Origin of the sequence: Halanaerobium saccharolyticum (assembly GCF_004362045.1) — a bacterium.
GTDB classification, from domain to species: Bacteria; Bacillota; Halanaerobiia; order Halanaerobiales; family Halanaerobiaceae; genus Halanaerobium; species Halanaerobium saccharolyticum_C.
In genome coordinates this window covers 1-20,440 of sequence record NZ_SNWX01000022.1, presented here as the reverse complement: position 1 = coordinate 20,440, position 20,440 = coordinate 1, and the positions used below count along the sequence as shown (strand labels likewise).

At 36.5% G+C, this 20,440-nt stretch carries 20 protein-coding genes and 1 pseudogene; 1 reads left to right on the top strand and 20 read right to left on the bottom strand.

Features of this window, described 5'->3' with window-relative positions:
- Window positions 1-22: 22 nt before the first annotated feature.
- The 9 genes from DFR79_RS11790 to DFR79_RS11750 all read right to left on the bottom strand — a co-directional run bounded on the left by DFR79_RS11790 (window position 23) and on the right by DFR79_RS11750 (window position 10,436).
- The gene (locus tag DFR79_RS11790) at window positions 23-1,300 is read right to left on the bottom strand and encodes an ABC transporter substrate-binding protein (RefSeq protein WP_133515683.1); all 1,278 of its coding nucleotides are present in this window, start codon (window positions 1,298-1,300) and stop codon (window positions 23-25) included.
- A gap of 102 nt (window positions 1,301-1,402) precedes the next feature.
- Entirely contained in the window at window positions 1,403-2,332 is a 930-nt protein-coding gene (locus tag DFR79_RS11785; protein ID WP_133515682.1) for a lysine exporter LysO family protein, read from the bottom strand.
- 314 nt (window positions 2,333-2,646) lie between these two features.
- Window positions 2,647-3,288 carry an L-fuculose-phosphate aldolase gene (locus tag DFR79_RS11780; protein ID WP_133515681.1) on the bottom strand — a complete coding sequence of 214 codons (642 nt, stop codon included), beginning with the start codon at window positions 3,286-3,288 and terminating at the stop codon, window positions 2,647-2,649.
- Between the two features lie 17 nt (window positions 3,289-3,305).
- Window positions 3,306-4,514 carry an S-methyl-5-thioribose kinase gene (gene mtnK, locus DFR79_RS11775; RefSeq protein ID WP_133515680.1) on the bottom strand — a complete coding sequence of 403 codons (1,209 nt, stop codon included), beginning with the start codon at window positions 4,512-4,514 and terminating at the stop codon, window positions 3,306-3,308.
- Window positions 4,515-4,524: 10 nt separating this feature from the next.
- Window positions 4,525-5,646: an ABC transporter substrate-binding protein gene (locus DFR79_RS11770; RefSeq protein WP_243727786.1), complete on the bottom strand. Its 1,122-nt coding sequence runs from the start codon at window positions 5,644-5,646 to the stop codon at window positions 4,525-4,527.
- Window positions 5,647-5,677: 31 nt separating this feature from the next.
- Entirely contained in the window at window positions 5,678-6,736 is a 1,059-nt protein-coding gene (gene mtnA, locus DFR79_RS11765) for an S-methyl-5-thioribose-1-phosphate isomerase (RefSeq protein ID WP_133515678.1), read from the bottom strand.
- A gap of 45 nt (window positions 6,737-6,781) precedes the next feature.
- A complete protein-coding gene (locus DFR79_RS11760; RefSeq protein WP_208107544.1) occupies window positions 6,782-7,780 on the bottom strand; it encodes an ABC transporter permease in 999 nt (332 codons plus the stop codon).
- The gene (locus tag DFR79_RS11755) at window positions 7,770-9,269 is read right to left on the bottom strand and encodes a sugar ABC transporter ATP-binding protein (protein WP_133515676.1); all 1,500 of its coding nucleotides are present in this window, start codon (window positions 9,267-9,269) and stop codon (window positions 7,770-7,772) included. The genes DFR79_RS11760 and DFR79_RS11755 overlap by 11 nt, the downstream gene beginning before the upstream one ends.
- Window positions 9,270-9,353: 84 nt before the next feature.
- Window positions 9,354-10,436: a sugar ABC transporter substrate-binding protein gene (locus DFR79_RS11750; protein WP_133515675.1), complete on the bottom strand. Its 1,083-nt coding sequence runs from the start codon at window positions 10,434-10,436 to the stop codon at window positions 9,354-9,356.
- Between the two features lie 300 nt (window positions 10,437-10,736).
- On the opposite strand from DFR79_RS11750, the gene DFR79_RS11745 reads away from it, so the two are divergent.
- Complete coding sequence (locus DFR79_RS11745; RefSeq protein WP_133515674.1) at window positions 10,737-11,486, top strand: DeoR/GlpR family DNA-binding transcription regulator; 750 nt, start codon at window positions 10,737-10,739, stop codon at window positions 11,484-11,486.
- Window positions 11,487-11,538: 52 nt separating this feature from the next.
- Here DFR79_RS11745 and DFR79_RS11740 read toward each other — a convergent pair whose 3' ends face one another.
- From DFR79_RS11740 to thiS, 11 genes and pseudogenes are all read right to left on the bottom strand, one after another.
- Window positions 11,539-12,015, bottom strand: a complete 477-nt coding sequence (locus DFR79_RS11740) for a hypothetical protein (RefSeq protein ID WP_133515673.1) — start codon at window positions 12,013-12,015, stop codon at window positions 11,539-11,541.
- A 124-nt stretch (window positions 12,016-12,139) separates the two neighbouring features.
- Window positions 12,140-13,531: an SLC13 family permease gene (locus DFR79_RS11735; protein WP_133515672.1), complete on the bottom strand. Its 1,392-nt coding sequence runs from the start codon at window positions 13,529-13,531 to the stop codon at window positions 12,140-12,142.
- A 128-nt stretch (window positions 13,532-13,659) separates the two neighbouring features.
- Window positions 13,660-14,079, bottom strand: a complete 420-nt coding sequence (locus DFR79_RS11730) for a hypothetical protein (protein ID WP_133515671.1) — start codon at window positions 14,077-14,079, stop codon at window positions 13,660-13,662.
- Between the two features lie 158 nt (window positions 14,080-14,237).
- Window positions 14,238-14,681, bottom strand: coding sequence for a VanZ family protein (locus tag DFR79_RS11725; protein WP_133515670.1), 444 nt, complete (start codon window positions 14,679-14,681; stop codon window positions 14,238-14,240).
- A 95-nt stretch (window positions 14,682-14,776) separates the two neighbouring features.
- Entirely contained in the window at window positions 14,777-15,352 is a 576-nt protein-coding gene (cysC, locus tag DFR79_RS11720) for an adenylyl-sulfate kinase (protein ID WP_133515669.1), read from the bottom strand.
- The gene (locus DFR79_RS11715) at window positions 15,346-17,157 is read right to left on the bottom strand and encodes a GTP-binding protein (RefSeq protein WP_133515668.1); all 1,812 of its coding nucleotides are present in this window, start codon (window positions 17,155-17,157) and stop codon (window positions 15,346-15,348) included. The genes cysC and DFR79_RS11715 overlap by 7 nt, the downstream gene beginning before the upstream one ends.
- A 9-nt stretch (window positions 17,158-17,166) precedes the next feature.
- The gene (gene cysD / locus DFR79_RS11710; protein WP_111570629.1) at window positions 17,167-18,048 is read right to left on the bottom strand and encodes a sulfate adenylyltransferase subunit CysD; all 882 of its coding nucleotides are present in this window, start codon (window positions 18,046-18,048) and stop codon (window positions 17,167-17,169) included.
- Window positions 18,049-18,304: 256 nt separating this feature from the next.
- On the bottom strand, window positions 18,305-18,739 hold the full coding sequence (locus tag DFR79_RS11705; RefSeq protein WP_133515667.1) for a hypothetical protein: 435 nt from the start codon (window positions 18,737-18,739) through the stop codon (window positions 18,305-18,307).
- A gap of 114 nt (window positions 18,740-18,853) precedes the next feature.
- The gene (locus DFR79_RS11700) at window positions 18,854-19,276 is read right to left on the bottom strand and encodes a M67 family metallopeptidase (RefSeq protein WP_133515666.1); all 423 of its coding nucleotides are present in this window, start codon (window positions 19,274-19,276) and stop codon (window positions 18,854-18,856) included.
- A 21-nt stretch (window positions 19,277-19,297) separates the two neighbouring features.
- Entirely contained in the window at window positions 19,298-20,131 is an 834-nt protein-coding gene (locus DFR79_RS11695; RefSeq protein ID WP_432207097.1) for a HesA/MoeB/ThiF family protein, read from the bottom strand.
- Window positions 20,132-20,323: pseudogene (thiS, locus tag DFR79_RS16550) on the bottom strand (sulfur carrier protein ThiS); the annotation flags it as partial.
- Between the last annotated feature and the right edge of the window lie 117 nt (window positions 20,324-20,440).

The window sequence follows — 20,440 nt, the reverse complement described above, 5'->3', positions numbered from 1 at the left end:
TATTGAAGGCACCCTTTAAATATTATTTTAGTTCTTCAGCATGTTCATAATTGTTTTCATAATAATTAACACTTGTAAGATCTGAAAGACTTAATTGCTGAACAGCATTATTTAAAGCCTCTTCTATAGATAAATCCATAACAGCCACTTCTTCCATAGTCTGTCTAATTACTGTTTCATATTCCCGAGGGAAGACCATTGGGATCATTTTATCCATCTGAGAATTAATTGCTTTAATTGTGGACGAGTCTTTACCTTTTCCAACTAAGTCCTTACGAGAAGAAACTCCACTGAAACCATTAGCAATATCAAGCATTATCTGGTCATTGTTAAGAACAAATTCAGTAAAGTCAACCAGCACCTCATACTGTTTATCAGTAACATTTTTACTAATACCAAATGTTAATTCCATATCAGCACGGGTAACTACCGGTGCGTCTTCACTCCAGACAGGAATTGGAAAAGCTTTGAAGTTTAACTCCTCATCTGTAGAAGAAAACCAGTTAGCCATCCAGGCATGTCCGTAAATAATGGAAGACTGATATCTTAAAAATGAATCTTCAGGTGAACCATTACCCAGAGTAAAGTCACTTATTCTCAAGTCATTTTCCCATTTTTTAATTCTTTCTAAAACATTTACTCCTGCTTCAGAATCAATTGTTGTTTCCCCATTTTTATCTACAAGTCCCTGTCCCTGCTGATAGATTAAGTCAGCCATTGTATACCAGGTACTGTAGTCAAAACCTGCTCTAACAACTTTATCACCATCATAGACTGTTAACTTTTGAGCAACTTCTTCTAGCTGATCCCAGGTTGCTGGAACATCTTCTTCTGTTAGACCAGCTTCCTGCCAGTGATCTAAATTATAGTACATTACAGCTCCATAATAGACTAAGGGAATAAAAACAGGTCTTCCGTTTTCTCCTAAAAAGATACCGGGATTATTAAATCTTTTTTCTAATTCACTTACTTCAAACGGAAGTTCTTTAGAATTTGGTAGTAAAACATCAGAATAAGCAGTATGAGCCATAAATAATTCTGGGCCTCTTCCGGACTGAAGTTCTAAGGGAAGTTTTGTCCAGTAGTCACCCCAAGGCTGCTGTTCGATTTTAAAATCAACATTTTCATTTACCTTTTCATATTCTTCAAACATGTTATAAAAAAATGAATATTCTACTTCATCACCAGGAATCCAGACAGTAATTTCTTCTGATTCCTCAGAAGCGGCGGTTACACTACCAGCAAATATCACTACAGACATCATCAAAACTAATCCCATCACAAGCAAAACTTTTTTCATGTTATCCCTCCATAGATTTAATTTTTAAATATTGGAACAATTAAATTTTACTAATTATTTTACTAAAAGTCAAGTAAAAATATTATTAATTTAATAAATTTCTTATAATTTTATAAAAAAAGGCACTAATATCGGGACCAGTGTAGTTAAAACCATTCCGCTCACCAGAGCCGGAACTACCATCTCTTCTCCCCCAACTTTTTTGATCATAGGTAAAGTTACATCCATTGCGGTTGCTCCTCCAGGAGCTATTGAGGCAGCTCGACCAAACCTCTTAACCACAAAAGGCAAAAGTAAAAATGTTAGAAATTCTCTAAAAATATTTGATAAAAAAGCTATCGAACCAAGTTCTACACTGTGCATCTGAGATAAAATAATCCCAGAAAGACTATACCAGCCAAAACCGGCCCCAACTGCTGCTGCTTCGCTAAAGTTAAAACCAATCAGATAACCGATAATTACAGTGCCCAATATACTGCCGATGGCTATTAGAACAGGGAAAATCATAATGTTCCAGCCATATTTAACCAGATAACTCATCATCTCTTTATTTAAACCAATATCTATCCCAACTCCAAATAACAGCACTATTAAGGCATAATTACTAATCTGATTCATTATTGAAATATATCTCATATCCAGATAAAGTAAAGCAATTATCAAACCCGCCATCACTGTCACGGCAATGATAATGGTGTCTTTATGACCTGCTGGTTCATCACCTTCGCTCTCACTGCTGCTGAAACTGTCATTTTTATAGCTTTTTGAGTCATTTTTGAAAAAAATATAGACCATTAGTACACTGCCTACAATAGCACTTAGAGCAAACAAAAATGCTTTAAACCCTATCTGGCTGATCTGGGATAAAACCTGATCGTCCATCCCAATTTTCGCCCCCATCGAAAATAGTAAAATCAATAACCCTCCATTAGTTAAATACTTGTTGTATCTGATTAACCGCCTGTTTAAGAGCGAAGAATAGCCAATTAAAAAGCCCAAACCAATACTAAAAAATATAAGCCAGCTAGCCAATTTACCCCTCCTTTTTTATTTATTTTTGTATATTCTACATTTTAATAATATTTTTACTAAAAGTCAAGCAAAATTTTTAGTAAAAATATTATTCTCTAAATATTTGTCTTTTATGAGGTTTGCAATAAAAAACTTCTTTTGAACTGAGAACTTAAATTCAATCCAAAAGAAGTTTATGACATAAAATTTATTTTTTTCTATTCAAATCCAGCTTAATATTCAGTATAACTTACAACAAAATGATTATTGAAACTGCTGCTCAAATCTATAACAGAATTTAAATATGAACACTATTAACATATTAGCTTAAATCTTTACTGACCATAAGTTTCAAAAGCTTTTTCCATCCTTTTCATTTCTGCTGAATCTATAATCACCGGTTCTCCAATTGCTTTAGTTCTAAAATAAACTTCAGCCACATATTCTATTTCTTCAGCCACATTGAAAGCTCCCTTGATGTCAGGGCCACAGCTTAAAAGACCATGATTGGCCAGTAAAACTGCTTTATATTTGCTGCCGAGGCTTTCTATGGCGTTTTGAGCCAGCTCTTCAGTCCCAAAACTAGCATATTTTGCACAGGGAACCTTATCTCCAGCAACAGCAATCATATAATGCACAGCCGGCAGCTCAATATTCAAACAGGCAATTGAAGTAGCATAAATTGAATGAGTATGAATAACTGAGAATATATCATCTCGATTATTATAAACTGCTAAGTGCATAGCTAACTCACTTGAAGGCTTGTTATTTCCTTCAACAATATTGCCGTCTAAATCGATGACTACTATATCTTCTTTTTTGACCTGATAATAGTCAACACCACTGGGACTGATCGCCACCAGCTTTTTATCTTTATTTAAAATACTTAAATTTCCACCTGTACCTGTAGTTAGATCTGAGTCAATTAGTTTTTTGCCGTATTCAACAATTAAATTCCGCTCTTTTTCTAATTTCATAGAAAACTCCTTCAGCTTTAAATTTTATACTTTCTAACTACATCCAGCAAATCATCTATACTCTCAAAATTTTTTCTTTTTACTATTAATTCAGAACCAAGGTTCAGTGCCTTAATCTTTAAATCAGCTCTGGTTTTTTCATCTTCAATATCCCAGAATTCAGGAACACCTGCCAGACCGTGTACCCTGCGAATAGCTGAAGTACCTGTGTAGCCAGCAATTTCTGCCAATAGGTGTTTGATAAAAATATCTTTCATACTTTCCAGAGAATACATTCTATCTTCTGACTGATCCATTAATTCTAAAAATCTTTCTTCAAATTTATGCCAGGTATCATTTATAACCTCAATAATATGGTCCTGCATCTCAACTGCCTTATCTTTATTCCAGTATTCCTGAGTCACAAAATTAAGCAGCAGATTACCGAAAAATAGACCGAAATCAAAACCCATTGGTCCATAGAAAGCAAATTCCTGATCAAATATTTTAACACTGTCATCTTTGACAAAAATACTGCGGGTATGCATATCACCATGCAGTAAAGCTTCAGCATGGTTCATAAAATTATATTTTAACTTAGCAACCTCAGTTTTTAATTCATCCCGCAGCCAGAAATCTTCTTCCAGAAATGGTCTTAAACTTTCAGAAACATTATTTCTTTCAACATCAAAATAAGGCTCGGTAAAAATTAAATCTTCTGTGATCTTACAGAGGTCAGGGTTGATAAACTTTTTAACCTCATTTTTCTTTTCCTTAGCATCCATTCCTAAATCTGAACTGTGGAAAAAGTTCTCTGCTAAAAATTCGCCAACTATCTCAGCTATATAGTCATTTTTTTCGCCCTGCATTAAATTATAGGCATATAAATTATAATCACTTAAATCTTCCATAATAAAGACACTCATCTCATTATCTGTAAAAAATATTTTTGGAACATAATCAGGGCAGTAATTGGCCTGTACTTTGATTGCTTCTGATTCTATCCGGGAGCGGTCTCTGGTCATCGGCCAGTCCTTACCAACCAGTCGAACATAGGGTAAAGCCTGCTTTAAAATCAGTGTTTTTTTAGCAGAGTCTTTTGAATTATTAACTTTAAAAACCAAGTTTAAATTTCCATCTCCAACTTCTTCTACTTTTAAATCATCACGCTCAGCACAATAATCCGGCATGATTTCTAAAATATAATCTTTAACTGAGTTTGAATCTAAAATTTTATATTCAACCAATTTTATCACCTCATATTAGTTTTTCTATATTATTCAATGCTTCTTCAGCGCTTATCTTTCCCATTAATGCCTGATGAAATTCACAACTGCAGCTGCCAATTAAGCTGCCTGTATTTTTTAGATCAGGCAGACTTTTTGAGTTAGTCAGCATTTTAAGTACTACTTTATACCAGCGAAATTTATCCCGATCCGCTTCAAAATTAGAAAAGCGGGTTGGATTACCGCAGTGGGCACCAACAACTTTGTCCACTTTTTGAGAAGTAATATAGTACATAAATTCTGCTGCAGCCTCTTTTTTCTGACTTAAGTTATTTAAAGCAAAGGACCAGGTTGTTTTCCAGGGCTGCTCAAAGTAAGCAAAATCAAGAGATTCTTTTTCCAGACAATGCTCATCCATTACTGTACCCAGCTGTCCACTCCAGGTTACTGCCAGCTCTACTTCCTTTTTTTGGATAGCTTCTTTAACTTCCTGATTGCCGAAGTTTATTACATTTTTCTGGCAGTATTTTTTTAAATCTAAATAATCATTTAAGGCTGCTCTGCCGGACTGATTATTTAAAAGAAATTGTCCAGTTTCTGAAAAAGGCTCCAGGCTTCTGGCTCTAAAATAGGGCAGAAGATCAAGAAATATTTCTGAGGCATCTGCTTTTAGCACAAGTGGAGCTGACTGTTTTTCAAAACTTTTTACAACAGCAATTAGTTCTTTGATCGTTATTTTTTCAGCAATATTTTTCGTTTTATCTGATTTACGATAAATTAAAATATGTCCATCAGAAAAAGAGGGAAGTAGATATCTTCTGCCATCCAATTCTAACTCTTCTCTGATCTCCGCCACTATATCAAGATAGTTGTAATTTTGAGCTGCAGCCAATTTAAGTTCTGCTAAATAACCCTTTTCTACAAACTCCTTTAACCATAAATGACCGGCGACCATCACCACATCATATTTATATTTCTGAAAAGACTCCATCAATTCTTCGTAATATTTATTGAAGCTAACAATCTCAAAGTTTACATCAATATCTTTAGTTTTTTTGAATTCTTCTAAAAACCCATATTTGGAATCATTATAAACTTCTACTGCAGGATCACCAACCGCTAAGACATCTATACTCTTGATTTTTATCACCACCAAAATTTAAAGATTCTTAAACTGAAATAGATTAGTCTTTAAATAATTTTTCTATATTTTCTTTAAATGGTGCTTTGACTACCCCTTTTTCGGTAATGATTGCTGTAATGTATTTAGTTGGAGTTACATCAAAGGCCGGATTATAGGCTTTTACTTCTTTCGGAGCGGTGCGGCGGCCAAAACCATTTCTTATTTCTTCGGGATCTCTTAATTCAATTTCAATCTCGTCTCCGGTTGCTGTTTCCATATCAATAGTAGAAGTAGGTGCCAAGAAATACATTGGGATTCCATATTCTTTGGCTAAGATTGCAACTCCCAGGGTTCCAATTTTATTTGCTGCATCACCATTGGCAGCAATTCTGTCAGATCCTACTAAAACCGCATCTATTTTTCCTTCCTTCATCACCTGGGCTGCCATATTATCAGTAATTACTGTTACATCAAGACCGGCTTTATATAATTCAAAGGATGTAATCCGTGCACCCTGGAGTAATGGTCTTGTTTCATCAGCATAGATTTTGAAATCATAACCTTTGTCATAACCGAGATACATTGGAGCTTCTGCAGTTCCATAACCGGAAGTCGCAAGTCCACCGGCATTACAGTGGGTTAAAAGTCCCATTCCCGGCTCAAGTAAATTTAGAGCATGTTCTCCAATTGCAATATCCATTTTTTGGTCTTCGTCTAAAATTTCATCACTTTCTTCTAAAAGGGCTGCTTTTATTTCCTGAACATTTTTGCCCTCAGCTTTTTCCAGTTCAAATCTTTTTTTCATCCGCTTTAATGCCCAGAATAGGTTGACAGCTGTCGGCCGGGAAGTAGCAAGATAATCGCTGACTTCTTCCATTTCCTCTTCCAGCTCAGCCACAGAATCAGTTTCAACTTTATTTAGACAGACATATAGACCATAGGCCGCTGCAATTCCTATAGCAGGTGCTCCTCTAACACTAAGTTTTTTAATTGCTTCCCAGACACCTTCTTTGGTATCCAGCTCTAAGTATTTTTCTTCTTCCGGTAATAATGTTTGATCCAGTAAGATTAACTTATCATCACTCTCATTTAGTTTGGCTGGTACAATACTTTTAGTCATTTAAATTCCTCCTTGAGTTTTGCTTAATAAAACATCTATCAATTATCAGTTCTTTTTCTTATAATATGTCAGACTTAGAGCTAGAATTAAGACAATTCCCTTTACGATATCCTGTGAATAATAGGGGAAGTTCATCATAACCAGCCCATTTAATAGGGTTCCCATCAGTAAAGCTCCCAAAATGGTACCCAGTGCATTGGGGCGGCCGATTCCAAAAACTGAAAAGCCGATAAATGCAGCCGCAACTGAATCCATTAAATAAGGGTCTCCAGCACTTACCTCACCAGAACCCATTCTGGCTCCTAAAACCAGGCCGGCTACTGCAGCTATAAATCCTGACATCATATAAGCTATTGTTTTATATTTTTTAACTGGAATTCCTGAAAGCTTTGCAGCTTCCTGATTACTACCGATCATATAAAAGAAGCGGCCATATTTAGTATGATTTAAAAAAACAAATACAAACAAGGCTACTATTAACATAATAATTACCGGAACTGGAATCCTAAAGATTGTACCCTTACCTAAAAATAAATAGGCATCAGTTAAGACCCCTGGTGCCATCCCCTGATTATTAGGGAGAGGCATATAATTATAAATTGCTGTACCGCTCTGAAAAGTTACTGAAATACCTGTTAATAAAAACATCATCGATAAAGTAGCCAGCAGGTCAGAAATATTCATTTTGATAATAAAAAAGGCGTTTACTCCTCCAACAATTACTCCAACTAAAATAGGTACGATTATTGCTGGCACAGTTCCCAGTTCCCAGATAACCATAAACTTTGCTGCTATAACAGCTGCAAAGCCTGCAATCGCTGCTGCTGAAAGATCTAAACCATCGACTGTTAAAGACATCGTAATCGCCAATGAGATTAAACCCACTATCGAAACCGAGCGGAAAATATTAATTATATTAGAGAATTTCATAAAATTATCTAGGAATATTGAAAAAAACAAAATTGTGGCCAGGATAACAAAAATAGTTCCATATTTATAAAGTAAATTAAATAAGTCTATACTATTTTTTTCTTCAGTCTTCACTACTTCCACCTCCAGTAGAATAAAATAACAGCTCTTCTTCATCAGTTTCACTAGTTTTTAATTCTTTAACAATTTTACCATCATACATTACATAAACTCTATCTGTTAATCCTAAAATTTCTTCAAATTCACTAGAGGCGTAGATAACACCCTTACCGTTACTTACTATTTCACCGATCAGCTTATAGATTTCAGCCTTTGAACCTACATCTATTCCCTTAGTCGGTTCATCAAAAATATAAACTTCATAATCAGCTAAGAGCCATTTCCCAATAGAGACCTTTTGCTGGTTACCACCACTTAAATTATTAACCAACTGCTTCTCACTCGGAGTTTTGATACCAACATTATCTATCACCTTTAAACTGGCTTCTTTGATTTTTCTTCTGCTCATAAATGAATTACGGCAGTAATGGTCTAAATTCACTAGAGTCAGATTTGTTTCTATCGACTCATTAACTAATACTCCTTCTGTATGTCTTTCTTCTGGCACTAAAGCCAGTCCATTTGTCACCGCCTGGTAAGTATTGTTATTATAAATTTCCTGATCATGCAGCTTGATCTTTCCAGCAGTAACTTTTGATTCACCAAAAAGTAGTTTACTCAATTCAGTTTTGCCGGCTCCAACAAGCCCTGCCAGTCCTACTATTTCTCCGGCTCTAACTTTAAGATTAACGCTGTCAATCCCATTTTTACCCGATAAATTTGATGCCTCAAAAATTGTTCCATTAACTTCACAGTCAATTTTAGGAAAGCTGTTCTCAAGTTTTCGACCCAGCATTTTCTCTACCACTTTATCAATAGTCATCTCTTTAAGATCATAGGAGCCAATAAATTGACCATTTCTTAAAACACTCACCTTTTCACAAATCTTAAAAACTTCATCCAGTCTGTGAGAAATAAATATTATACTCATTCCCTGATTCTGAAGCTTATTAACAATTTCAAAAAGTTTTTTTGATTCTTCCAGGCTGAGTGGTGCTGTTGGCTCATCTAAAATTAAATATTTAGCCTTCAAGAATACTGCCCTACCGATTAAAACCATCTGTTTTTCTGATAAAGAAAGTTCTCCCACATTCTTATTGACATTGATATCTAAATCCAAAGCTTCTACCTCTTCTTTTGCCCTCTTTTTAATATATTTCCAGTCCATAAAAGTATTCTGCTGATCATTGATCATATAATCCATCATAATGTTTTCTGCTACACTTAAAGATGGAATTAAGGCTGTGTCAACTTCCTGATAAACTATTACAATCCCTTCTTTTTTCGCCTGTTTGGGATTTGAAATATCAATTTTTCTTCCATCAATTAAAATTTCTCCATCAAAAGTGTTATAGACTCCAGCCAGTACCTTCATCAGTGTGCTTTTCCCAGCCCCATTGGCACCGACTAAAGCATGAATTTCTGAATCTCCAACATTAAAATTTACACCGTCTAAAGCTCTTACACCAGGAAACTCTTTTGTTATATTTTTCATCTCAAGCATTCTACCACTTCCTATTAAAGGAATTTTAGTAAAGCTTGCTGGGTAAATCCCAGCAAGCTTTAGTCTTTTTCTATTGATTTTAATTTATTTAACTGATTCTTCTAAAGTATGCATCCAGTCTTCTACAAAAGCATTACTGCTTCCCCAGCCATCATAAATATCTGATAGATCATCCATTGTTACTCTTTTTTCTTCTTTAGATGGAAGATCATCAACATGAACTAAAACAGGATCTAAAGAATAATACCTTGGTATATCTTCGCCAGCAAGAGCTTTCAGGGCCAGTCTGATTTGAACTTCTCCTACTATAGCAGGGTTAACAGCAGCTGAAGATCTCCAAATTTCCGGATGATCCTGCATCATAGCTAAATCCTGATTGGAGATATCTACAGAATAAAGTGGAATTTCTTTACCTGAATCTACTATTGCATTGTAAAACCCTTTAGCATATTCATCCCACACTGCATATACAGCATCAATTTCACCTTCATCACTGGTAGTTAATATTGTTTCTAAGGCAGTTTGAGCATCTCCCATTGGGTTATCTGTTCCCTGGTCAATTGTAGCTACAACCTCAATACCTGTATATGTTGGTAAAATAGCACCTTCCCAGATTCTATGCCTTTTATCAGTTGGAGGAACATTAGCTACACGATTGTAAACTACATTGGCTTCTCCATCCATTTCTTCAACTAGTGACATTTGAGAAATTAAACCCATCATCAAATCATACTGGTCAATCGAAACTAATTTACCCTGATGAATTTCACGAGGAACATCAAAATCATTATCAAAAACAATTACTGGAATACCGGCTTTTAATGCTTTTTCTACAGAGGCATATAAAGCATCTGCCTTACCGTGAGAAATTAAAATAGCATCCATTTCATTAGAAATAGCATTTTCAATACCATTTGTCATTTCCAATAAGTCGTTATTGGCATCAATTACGCTTAAATCGATACCATATTTTTCAGCTTCAGCCTTGCTTCCATTAATATGCATCATCATATGAGTACCAGTTCCCCACTCTTTAACTAAAGCCATTTTTAAGTCTTTACCAGCTATTGCTTCTGGAACTTCCTGGGCCATAACCATTAAACTTGCACCCATTAAAAAAGAGATAACCAACAATAAGACTAAAGATTTTGAAGCCAGCTTTTTCATTTAAATCTCCCCTTGAATTTTTAATTTTTTGAAAATTATTTATTATCTTAATAATAGCACTCAGATTTCACGATGTCAAGCTCTTTTTGAAAATATTTGATATTTTTTGATTATATATTGGTCAATTACTCCATATTAAAACTTATTTTTTCATGATAAATCAATTTTTTAAAAAAATATTCACTTTTTAGCATGTTTTACGCCAAAATATGATTTTTTTGCTTGTTTTTTTATTTTCTAGCTTGTTTTTTTTGAAAAAAAATGATAATATTAAAAAATATTAAGGAGGTTTGATCTAAAATGATTCCTTACAAAAGAAGAAATTTAATCTTAGATTTACTGCATTCAAAGGATATAGTTTATTTAGATGAAATTCAGGAAAAGACAGATGTATCTGTGGCAACTGTGAGGAGAGATCTTAAAACTTTGGAAGAAGAAGGTCAAGTAGAAATTTTAACAGGCGGAGCAGCTAAATTAGTTGTTAGTGTTGCTGAAAAATCTTTTGAAGAAAAAATGAAACTTAATAAAGAAGAAAAAGAAGCGGTTTCCAGTTATGCTTCTACCCTAGTCAAAGACGGACAATTTATCTTTTTAGGTCCCGGAACAACTGAAAACCATATTATAAAACATTTAAAAGGGAAAAATGTTACAGTCGTGACCAATGGTGCTTTTCACATAGATGAATTATTAAAGTATAAAATTAAAACAATTTTATTGGGGGGCAGTGTCCTGACTAATATTGCAGTTTTAGTTGGTCCTTCTGCAATTAAACAGGTTTCTAATATGAATTTTGATAAATGTTTTATTGGAGCTTCTGGGATTACCTTAGATAATGGTCTTTCAACTTCAAATATTGACGTTGCAGAAATTAATAGAATTGTAATTGAAAAATCTAAAGAAGTATATTTTTTAGCGGACTCTACTAAAATTGGCGCTGATTCTCGCTATGTTTTTGCAGATATAAATGACTGCAATAAATTTATTACCACAGACAAAGCAAAAGTTGATAATTTTGATTCTAAAAAATTAATTATTGTAGAAAAGGATTAACAAAAAACTCTTAGCATTTAGTAAAATCTGCCAGGAGTGCTTATAGGGCTATTTACCTTTCCAGCTTACCATCATAAAAAATATCCTGCGGCAGTTTGATCTTTTTCAACCAGCTTTTAATCTTTTCCTCTTTAACCTGGTTGGAAATATATTCGTTATGAGAAAAATTAATAAAGACTCTATCAAGTTCTGCTGCTGTGATCTCTTTTTTTAATTTTTCTAAATCATGATCATCAACTAATTTTGTGTCCAGCTCAAATTTATTTTTGGCTGCCATTTCTTTTATTTCTTCTAAGTATTTTTTTGCATTATCATGATAAATGTCAACAACAGAATTTTCTAAATCACGTACAACTTTCTTTCCTAAAACTCCCTCATCAGATATTAGATGTTCAGAAAGTTTAGGTACATTCTCAAACATTACAGCTCTCACAAAAAGTTTATCATTTTTGCTTATTATTTTTTCCAGGTGCTCATTAATTTTTTTTAGATCCCCATAACTGAATAAAATCAACATATATTTTTTCATCTTTATCCCTCACAAATTTAACACTTATTTAAATATAATTAGTCATTTCCCTAATTTTTTCTGCATAATCTCTTTGTTTACTACCTTAATATTATATACCAGAGAGTTACAATTTTAAAGCCATTTAAACAAAAATATCCAGTCCTATCAGCGGCCAATAAAATCTGGCAACTAAGATATAAATAATCCAGCCGAGTACTTTGAGCAAAAGCCCCCATTTTAAGGCATCTTTAATCTCATAATACCCTGAGGAAAAAGCAATTGCATTTGGCGGAGTTCCCATCGGCAGCAGAAAAGCAAGACCACCAGATAAAGCAACAGATAATGTTAAAAGAATTGGATTTAGACTGTAGGCTTCAGCAGCACTATAAGCTAAGGGCAAAATTACTGCAACAGAAGCAACATTACTTACTCCTTCAGTTAAAACTGAAGTGAAAATCGCCATCAAAACAACAAACAACAATGGAGCTATTTCCAGTTGTGAGAAAAACCTTTCCGACATCCAGTCAGTAACTCCGGTTTCCACAAGAGATGAGGCAACTACTACCGCTCCCCCATACATTAAAATTACTCCCCAGTTTACATATTCCTCTACTTCCTGCCAGGTCACTACCTTAAAAGCGACAATTAAGACTCCTCCAAGCAGAGCTGTAATTGCAATATCAATTAACTGAGATAAAAATAACCAGCTTAATACTACTGTCCCTAAAATTGCAATCATTTTCTTTTCAGATTTTGACAGACCTCCTCTTGCATCTGATTTAGCTTTCAATTTTTCAAAAGAAGAGGAGGTATCCTCGATATCAATATCAGCAAATTTTGCAATAATCACTGCCAGAATAATTAGAAGTAATGTTGGCAGCGGCCAGCTGTATTTAATCCATTCAAAAAAGCCAATTGAAATTCCATAATGCTTTTCTAAAAGGCCAACAGCCAGCAGATTACGAGCTCCACCCAGGTAGGTTGTAATTCCCCCAATAACTGCTCCCCAGGACATCGTTAAAAATAGCAGCTTACCATAATTACTCTCTAATGGTTTTAAGTCTAAGCTAATTACAACTTCTAAGACTATCGGTAAAAGCAGAGCAGCTACTGCATGTGCCGGCATTATTAAAGACAAAAATGCTGCTGAAAATAAAATTCCATATAAAAGTTTTAAAGGGCTGCTGCCGCTAAAAGAAATTATTTTAAAAGCCAGCCTGGATCCCAGTCCTGTCTGGTATAAACCGGAAGCTAAAATTAAAGCTCCCAGAATAAAAAAGATTGCTTTAGAACCAAACAAAGAAAAAGTCTGTTCGAGGCTCATCACATTTAGTAAGGGCAGCAAGGCAATTCCCAGCAGTGAAGTCACTGATAGAGGAAGCACATGGGTAACCCAGAAGCTTAAAACCAGCACAAAAACTGCCAGCGCCCGCTGTCCGGCTGGACTTAAACCTGCAAATGGAGGTAAGATTAGTAGAATCACGAAAAAAACTATCCCGATATATTTACTAATCTCTTTGAAATATTTTAACATAAAACCATCCTTTCCGACAAATAATGTATATCTAGGTACCAGCAAAAAAACCTTTTTGAACCTGGTACCTAGACTATAAATTTAAAAACCTCTCCCATTTTCGCTCACAGGAGAGGCTGTTAAAGCGGCTATTTTGCCAGTTTCTTTTCTAATTTATATATTTCTTTTTCATTTTCAATCTGTTTGCGAGCATAAAAAGACATGTCGGATTCAATATTATCAAGTTGAGTTTCAGTTGTGGTTCTGTATTCACTTAAACCTCCAACCTGGTCAAATGTTGCATTAACTCTTTTCTCAATTCGAGCTAATGTATCATTTGTCTCCTCTTTAAAACTATTGAATTCTCCTCTAAAGTTTGAAAGATTAACTTCCAGGCCATCAACTCGAGAATCCAGAGCAGTAAGTTTGGAGTCCAGTTTATCAACCCTGGAGTCCAGTTTAACAATCTTAGTATCCAGTTTATCAACCTTAGTATCCAACTTATCAAACTTAGTATCAAGATCTTCAATCTTCGAAAGGATTAAGTTTAATGTTTTATCTTCAGCCACCTCATTTTCACTCTCCTTTCTCTGTTTTCTCCATAAACTTTTAAAATCTATTTAAAATTAATTATTCATTAGTTTAATTATATTACTTTGAAAATGGATTGGCAAGGATATTAAAGAAAAAAGCTAATAATAAATTTTAAGCTCTCTTTACTGTTTCATTAAAAAAAATTAAATATAAAAATAACCGTCCGATAAAAACCAACACCTACTAAAATACCCAGAGTATCAGTAAAAATGTCCTTCAATTCAGCTGCTCTACCGGGAACAAAGCTCTGATGATATTCATCTAGAGCTGCATAAATAACAGCTATTAAAAGTGTATAGAAAATGGAATACCTAATAACAACTCCACTCATTCTAAAAGCATTAATTAATAGCAGGGCCAGAACAAAAAAGACAAAAAAGTGAGCAGCCTGACGAATAAAGCTGTGGAAAAAGCTAAATTCAAGCTCGACAAGAGGAAGATTATTAAATAGTTCATATAATTTTTTAGAAATTCCCTGGCTCATCCGGGAAGATTCTGCACCATTTTGAGCAGAAAAATTGAAGATTAGCCCCATCCAGATTACAACAAAAATCCAGGCTGACATTTTTCTAATCATAATCTATTACTCCTTCTGAAGCTTATATTTATAAAAATAATGAGTTGCAGGTTGAGCTATCAGGATCGGCCTTCAACTGACCAATTTGTTAAAATTTAAATCACTCCCAGTACCAATTTTACTGATTCTTCAAGGCTCAAGTTTTCGGTATCAACTACCAGCTCAGGATTTTCCGGTTCCTCATAGGGAGCTGATATCCCGGTGAAGTTTTCGATTTCACCTTTTTTGGCTTTTGCGTAAAGTCCTTTGGGATCCCGCTCAGCACAGGCCTCAACACTGGCTCTAATATAGATTTCCTTAAAGTTTTCTGTCCCTGCAGCCTGCCGGGCAGCCTCTCTGCCGGCACGGTAGGGAGAAATAAAAGAAGCCAGGGTAATCAGTCCGGCATCTGCAAAAAGAGCAGCTACCTCACCGATCCGGCGGATATTTTCCACCCTGTCCTCGGCAGTAAAACCGAGATCTTTATTTAAACCAAAGCGCAGGTTATCACCATCAAGGCGGTAGGAAGCTTTACCCCTCCGGTAAAGCTCCTTTTCCACCTCAACAGCAATGGTTGATTTACCGGAGCCCGAAAGCCCGGTAAACCATAAAACTATTCCCTGCTGCCCCAGCAGTTCCTCCCGGGCAGCCTTATTTATTTCACCTGAATGCCACTTAATGTTATCTACCATGGTCTAAAAATAATCCCCCTGTCCTGGAGCAGGCCCTTAATCTGGGCTGAAACCTGATCCTCAGAAGTGAATTCTGGAATCTGGAGATCAAATTCTAAATCAGTTGTTACCCTATCTCCCAGCCAGACTGTCTCGATCTGCTGGGGGTTAACCGTTGTCTTGATCAATTCCAAATCGGATTGACTCAACTCAACCGCTGTTACAACTAAAATCGCTCCTGCATCAAGCATTAAATGAGAAACCTCTGCCAGACGGCGTAAATGCTCTTCCTTATTCTTTTCACTGTCACCGTTTTTAATATCAGCATCAACACCATAGAGTAGATTACCAATACCGAGGAAATAAACCATCTTCCCATCATTAAATAATCTCTTCTCTAAAGCTTTCGCTGTTGGTTTTTTACCTACATCTTCTTCTCCGGTAATTAAAATCAGAGTTGATTTCTGATTATATTTTTCCGCCCGTTCTTCCCGACTGATCAAGGACTGCTCCCACTTGTAGTTACGACGCATAACCTTTTCTCTAACCCAGCTCTGCTCATCTTTTAGAGCCTCGGAGATAATTCCACCACCGGCAATCTCGAATTCATCGACAATAACAAAACGGCTGGTTTCTTCAATCTCTCCTGCCAGGTCAAAGGCCATTGCTTTATCAAGTTTAAAAACTACCTCAGCCACATCATGGCGCTCAATCTTTTCCTTGTTTTCATCCTGATTTAAATTGGAAGCATCAATGACTCTATTGATTTTTTCCAGACGGGCCTTAATTTTAGCAGTTCCTACTTTTAAGTAATATACCTTATCCTTAACTAAGTCCTGGCGGGCCAGCCAAAATAAATTGGCCTTAATTCGTGCCGAAACCTCTGGCTCTTCCTCATCAGCTCGGGCAGCAAGTTCACCCCGGGTGATATAAATCTGTTCATCAAGAGTAAATCCGGTTGCCTTACCGACCTTAACTTTGTGCTGCTTATCTTCTGCAAATCCTTCTATACTTTTAACCGTACTTTTTTTACCGGAGGGATAGAAAACAACCTCATCTCCAACATTCATTTCTCCGGCGCCTACTGTCCCGGCAACTATGCGGCGGTCATCTCCACCTTTGGTAAATTTATAAACATCCTGAACCGGCATTCTAAATGGTTTATTATGCGGTAAAGCTTCATTTTCAAAGCTGTCTAACTGTTCTAAAACTGTCTGTCCCTGATACCAGTCCATATTTTCTGACTTATCTGCTACATTATCACCGAGCATCCCGCTGACTGGAATAAAGGTCTCTGCCTCTAAACCAATCTCAGCTAAAAAGTCGGTGTATTCAGCTACAATCTGCTTATATGTATCCTGATCATAATCAACTAAATCCATCTTGTTGACCACAACTGCAATCTGTTTGATTCCGAGCATGGAAAGCATGTAGCCGTGGCGGCGGGAGTTTTCTTTAACTCCCTCTGAGGCATCGATTACTAAAAGAGCCGCTTCCGCTCTTGCCGCACCGGTTACCATATTTTTTAAAAACTCAATGTGTCCCGGGGCATCAAGAATAATATACTGTCTCATATCTGTCTGAAAAAAGACCCGGGCTGAATCAATAGTAATTCCCTGAGCCTGTTCATCTTTTAGAGCATCTAAGAGAAAAGCATATTCAAATGGCTTGGAGTTTTTGCGGCAGGTTTCCTTAACCTGTTCTAATTTACCCTCAGGCAGAGAATCTGTGTCTGCCAGCATTCTTCCGATAATCGTGCTTTTCCCGTGATCAACATGTCCTGCAATAACTAAATTTAAATCCTGTTCTCCTTTTGTATTCTTCATCATTACCCCCTACATATACCCGTCTTTACGCAGTTCTTCCAGACCGCCACCATCTTCTTTATCCTGAGCTCTTCCCTCACGCTCAGCGATATTGGCAAACTTACCGGTTTTCAGCTCTTCTACGACCTCATCAACTGTGGATGCCGTAGATTCCACCGGCTCAGTACAGGGAGCACAGCCTAAAGAACGATAGCGTTTACCCTGACCCTGATCAAAATAGAGTGAGACCATCGGAATCTTTTCCCGCTGAATATATTCCCAGACATCAAGCTCAGTCCAGTCTAAAAGCGGGTGAATCCGGACATGGGTCCCCGGTGCAAAGTCTGTCTTATACTGATCCCAGAACTCAGGCGGCTGATCTCCAATATCCCAGTCATTGTTGCGGTCCCGGGGAGAGAAATATCTCTCTTTAGAGCGGGAACCTTCCTCATCTGCTCTGGCACCAACAATAACACCTGTATAAGGTTCACGGTTGCTGTCCAGTTCGTACTCATCTTTATTATGATTATATCGGTAGCGGCGCCAGTTACCATTTAAGGTATTCTTTAGCGCAGCTGTTTTCAGACGCCCACAGCATTCTAAGTGAGTTGCCTTGCCATTGGGAAAAGTGTCTCCTGCTGCCAGAGTCTCTTCATCCTGGCCGTAAATCATATCCAGATTCCACTTTTTAGCCAGCTTATCCCGGTGCTCAATCATCTCGGGAATCATATAGCTGGTGTCAATATGTACCAGTGGGATTGGAACATGTCCAAAAAACGCCTTTCTGGCCAGCCAGAGCATAACTGTTGAGTCCTTACCAACTGACCACAGCATACAGATATTTTTAAATTCACTGTATGCTTCTCGTAAAATATGAATACTTCTGCTTTCTAATTTGTCTAAATGATCCAAATTTGACCCTCCTTAGGTACCGGGTACTTGGAAAATAATGGAAAATAAATCCCGGATTTATACTTATCTTTTTGGTGTTATCATTATATCTAATTTAATGTAATTATTGAGCTAAATCTACTTAATTTAAATTAACTAAATTTTATCAAAGTAAGACAACAAAAACAAGCCCATTCAAAAAGAGCAGTTCCTTTTAACTGCCTGGAACTGCTCCTGATATTTAGTTTAAAATTATGTCAGCAATATTTAATCATCATTAAATACTGTTGATATTTTCCTCACTTTTTTCTGTTTTTGTGTTTTTAAGTTGATCAATTTTCATGGCCAGTTTGCCCTGTTCAAGGCTCAGGCGAACAGTTTGACTGTGAATCTTATCAATTGTGTAATCCAGTTCATCTAATTGATCACTACGTTTATTTAGTGTTTTGCTGATATTATAGAGTTTAATATCATAATTTTCAAGAATATTATCCAGCTTATCAAAACGCTGATCATGTTCATCAAGCTGGTTATCAATTTGATCAAAACGCTTATCATGCTCATCGAGCCGGTTATCAATTTGATCAAAACGCTTATCATGCTCATCGAGTCGACTATCAATATTATCAAACCGTTGATCATGTTCCTCCAATTTGTTTTCAAGCCGATCAAAGCGATCAATTAATGTTTCTAAAATTTTAGCTTCTGACATCTGGTTCACCTGCCCCTCTTCGTATTCTCCAGTATATTTATTATATCGCAAATTGCTAGTAATTAGCAAATAATATTCAGCTTAATTTTGAGAGGCTGGCTAACTACAAAAAATTTAAATTTGCACTTCAACTTCTATTTCTTCCGGCTGCTCATTCTTAATAAAATAGGCTCTAAAATCTTCCTGCTCCTGCTGTAGAGAAATAATTAAATAAATAGCCTCTTTGTAATTGGCCATATCTATGTCTTCCTGTGAGGGATGCGCCGGTGAATGAGGATGAGAATGAAATACTGAAATGAAATCAAGTTCATTTTCTCTCATATCCTTAAAAACATCAAACTGCTCTTCCGGCTCCATTAAATAATGTTCGGGGCTGTTTTTGGTGTTCTCCATTAAATAAACTTTTGTTGAAAAATATTTTCCCGCATCTTCATCAATAATACCCGCTATAATTCCACAGGCCTCTACCGGTTTATGCTGCAGGGAATACTCCAGGATTTTCTGATAATCTTCTTTTTTTAGAATTAATTTTGACATTGACTCACTCCTTTGCAGTGTTTATGCCTCAGCCTGCTGCTGGTGCAGATTACAGCTCAGCTCATATTCCATCAGCTCTGTAATCACCGGATTATCACCACAGACATCACAGTTATCACTTTTTTTGACTTCTACCTCTCTAAAAGAAAGGTCTTTTGCATCATAAACTAACATTCTGCCGACAAGTGGGCGCCCAATACCGGTAATCAGCTTTAAAACTTCTGTCGCCTGCAGGGTTCCAATTGTACCTGCGATTGCTCCCAGCACTCCTGCTTCCTGACAGCTCGGGATCGCTCCTTCTTTTGGTGGCTCAGCAAAAATACAGCGGTAGCAGGGACCCTCGCCCGGCATAATAGTTGTCAGCTGACCTGAAAACTGCAGAATTCCAGCCTCAACCAGCGGTTTCCCGGCCATCACACAGGCATCATTTAAAAGATAGCGGGTGGGAAAATTATCGACTCCATCCACTATAATATCATAATCAGCAATAATTGCTTCCACATTATCTTTATTCAAATATTGATTATATGTTTTTACATCCACATTGGGGTTCATCGCTTCCAGTTTTTCGCGGGCTGACTCCACCTTGGGCCGACCTGTATCTTCAGTTGTATGAAGAATCTGACGCTGTAAATTTGTCAGATCAACATGATCACTGTCAACCAGACCCAGGGTTCCAACTCCGGCAGCTGCCAGATAAAAAGCAGCAGGAGAACCAAGTCCTCCTGCTCCAACTACCAGCACCTTCGCATCTTTAATTTTCTGCTGACCTGTACCTCCCAGGTCTTTTAGAATAATATGGCGGCTGTAGCGCTCGATTTCTTCTTCCGTTAAATCGAAAGCTCCTCCCCCCATAAAGAAAATATATTCAATATTATCACCTGACTCCACATCTCTTTCTGCCAGCTCTCCCTGGGGTACCATCGAATCATTTAATTTAACAACAGTCACCTCAGGATCTACATCCAGCTCACCCAGCAGCTCAGCCAGATTTAAACCTTTATTAACTTCTTTTTCTTCTCCATTAACAGTAATTTTAATGCTCATTTATTGTCCTCCTTAATTAATTTAATCGAGTAGGAGGGAAATAATTAGTTTATTCCCCGTCCTCTCACACCACCACAGCGTACCGTTCGGTACTGGGCGGTTCATTAAGAATTAATT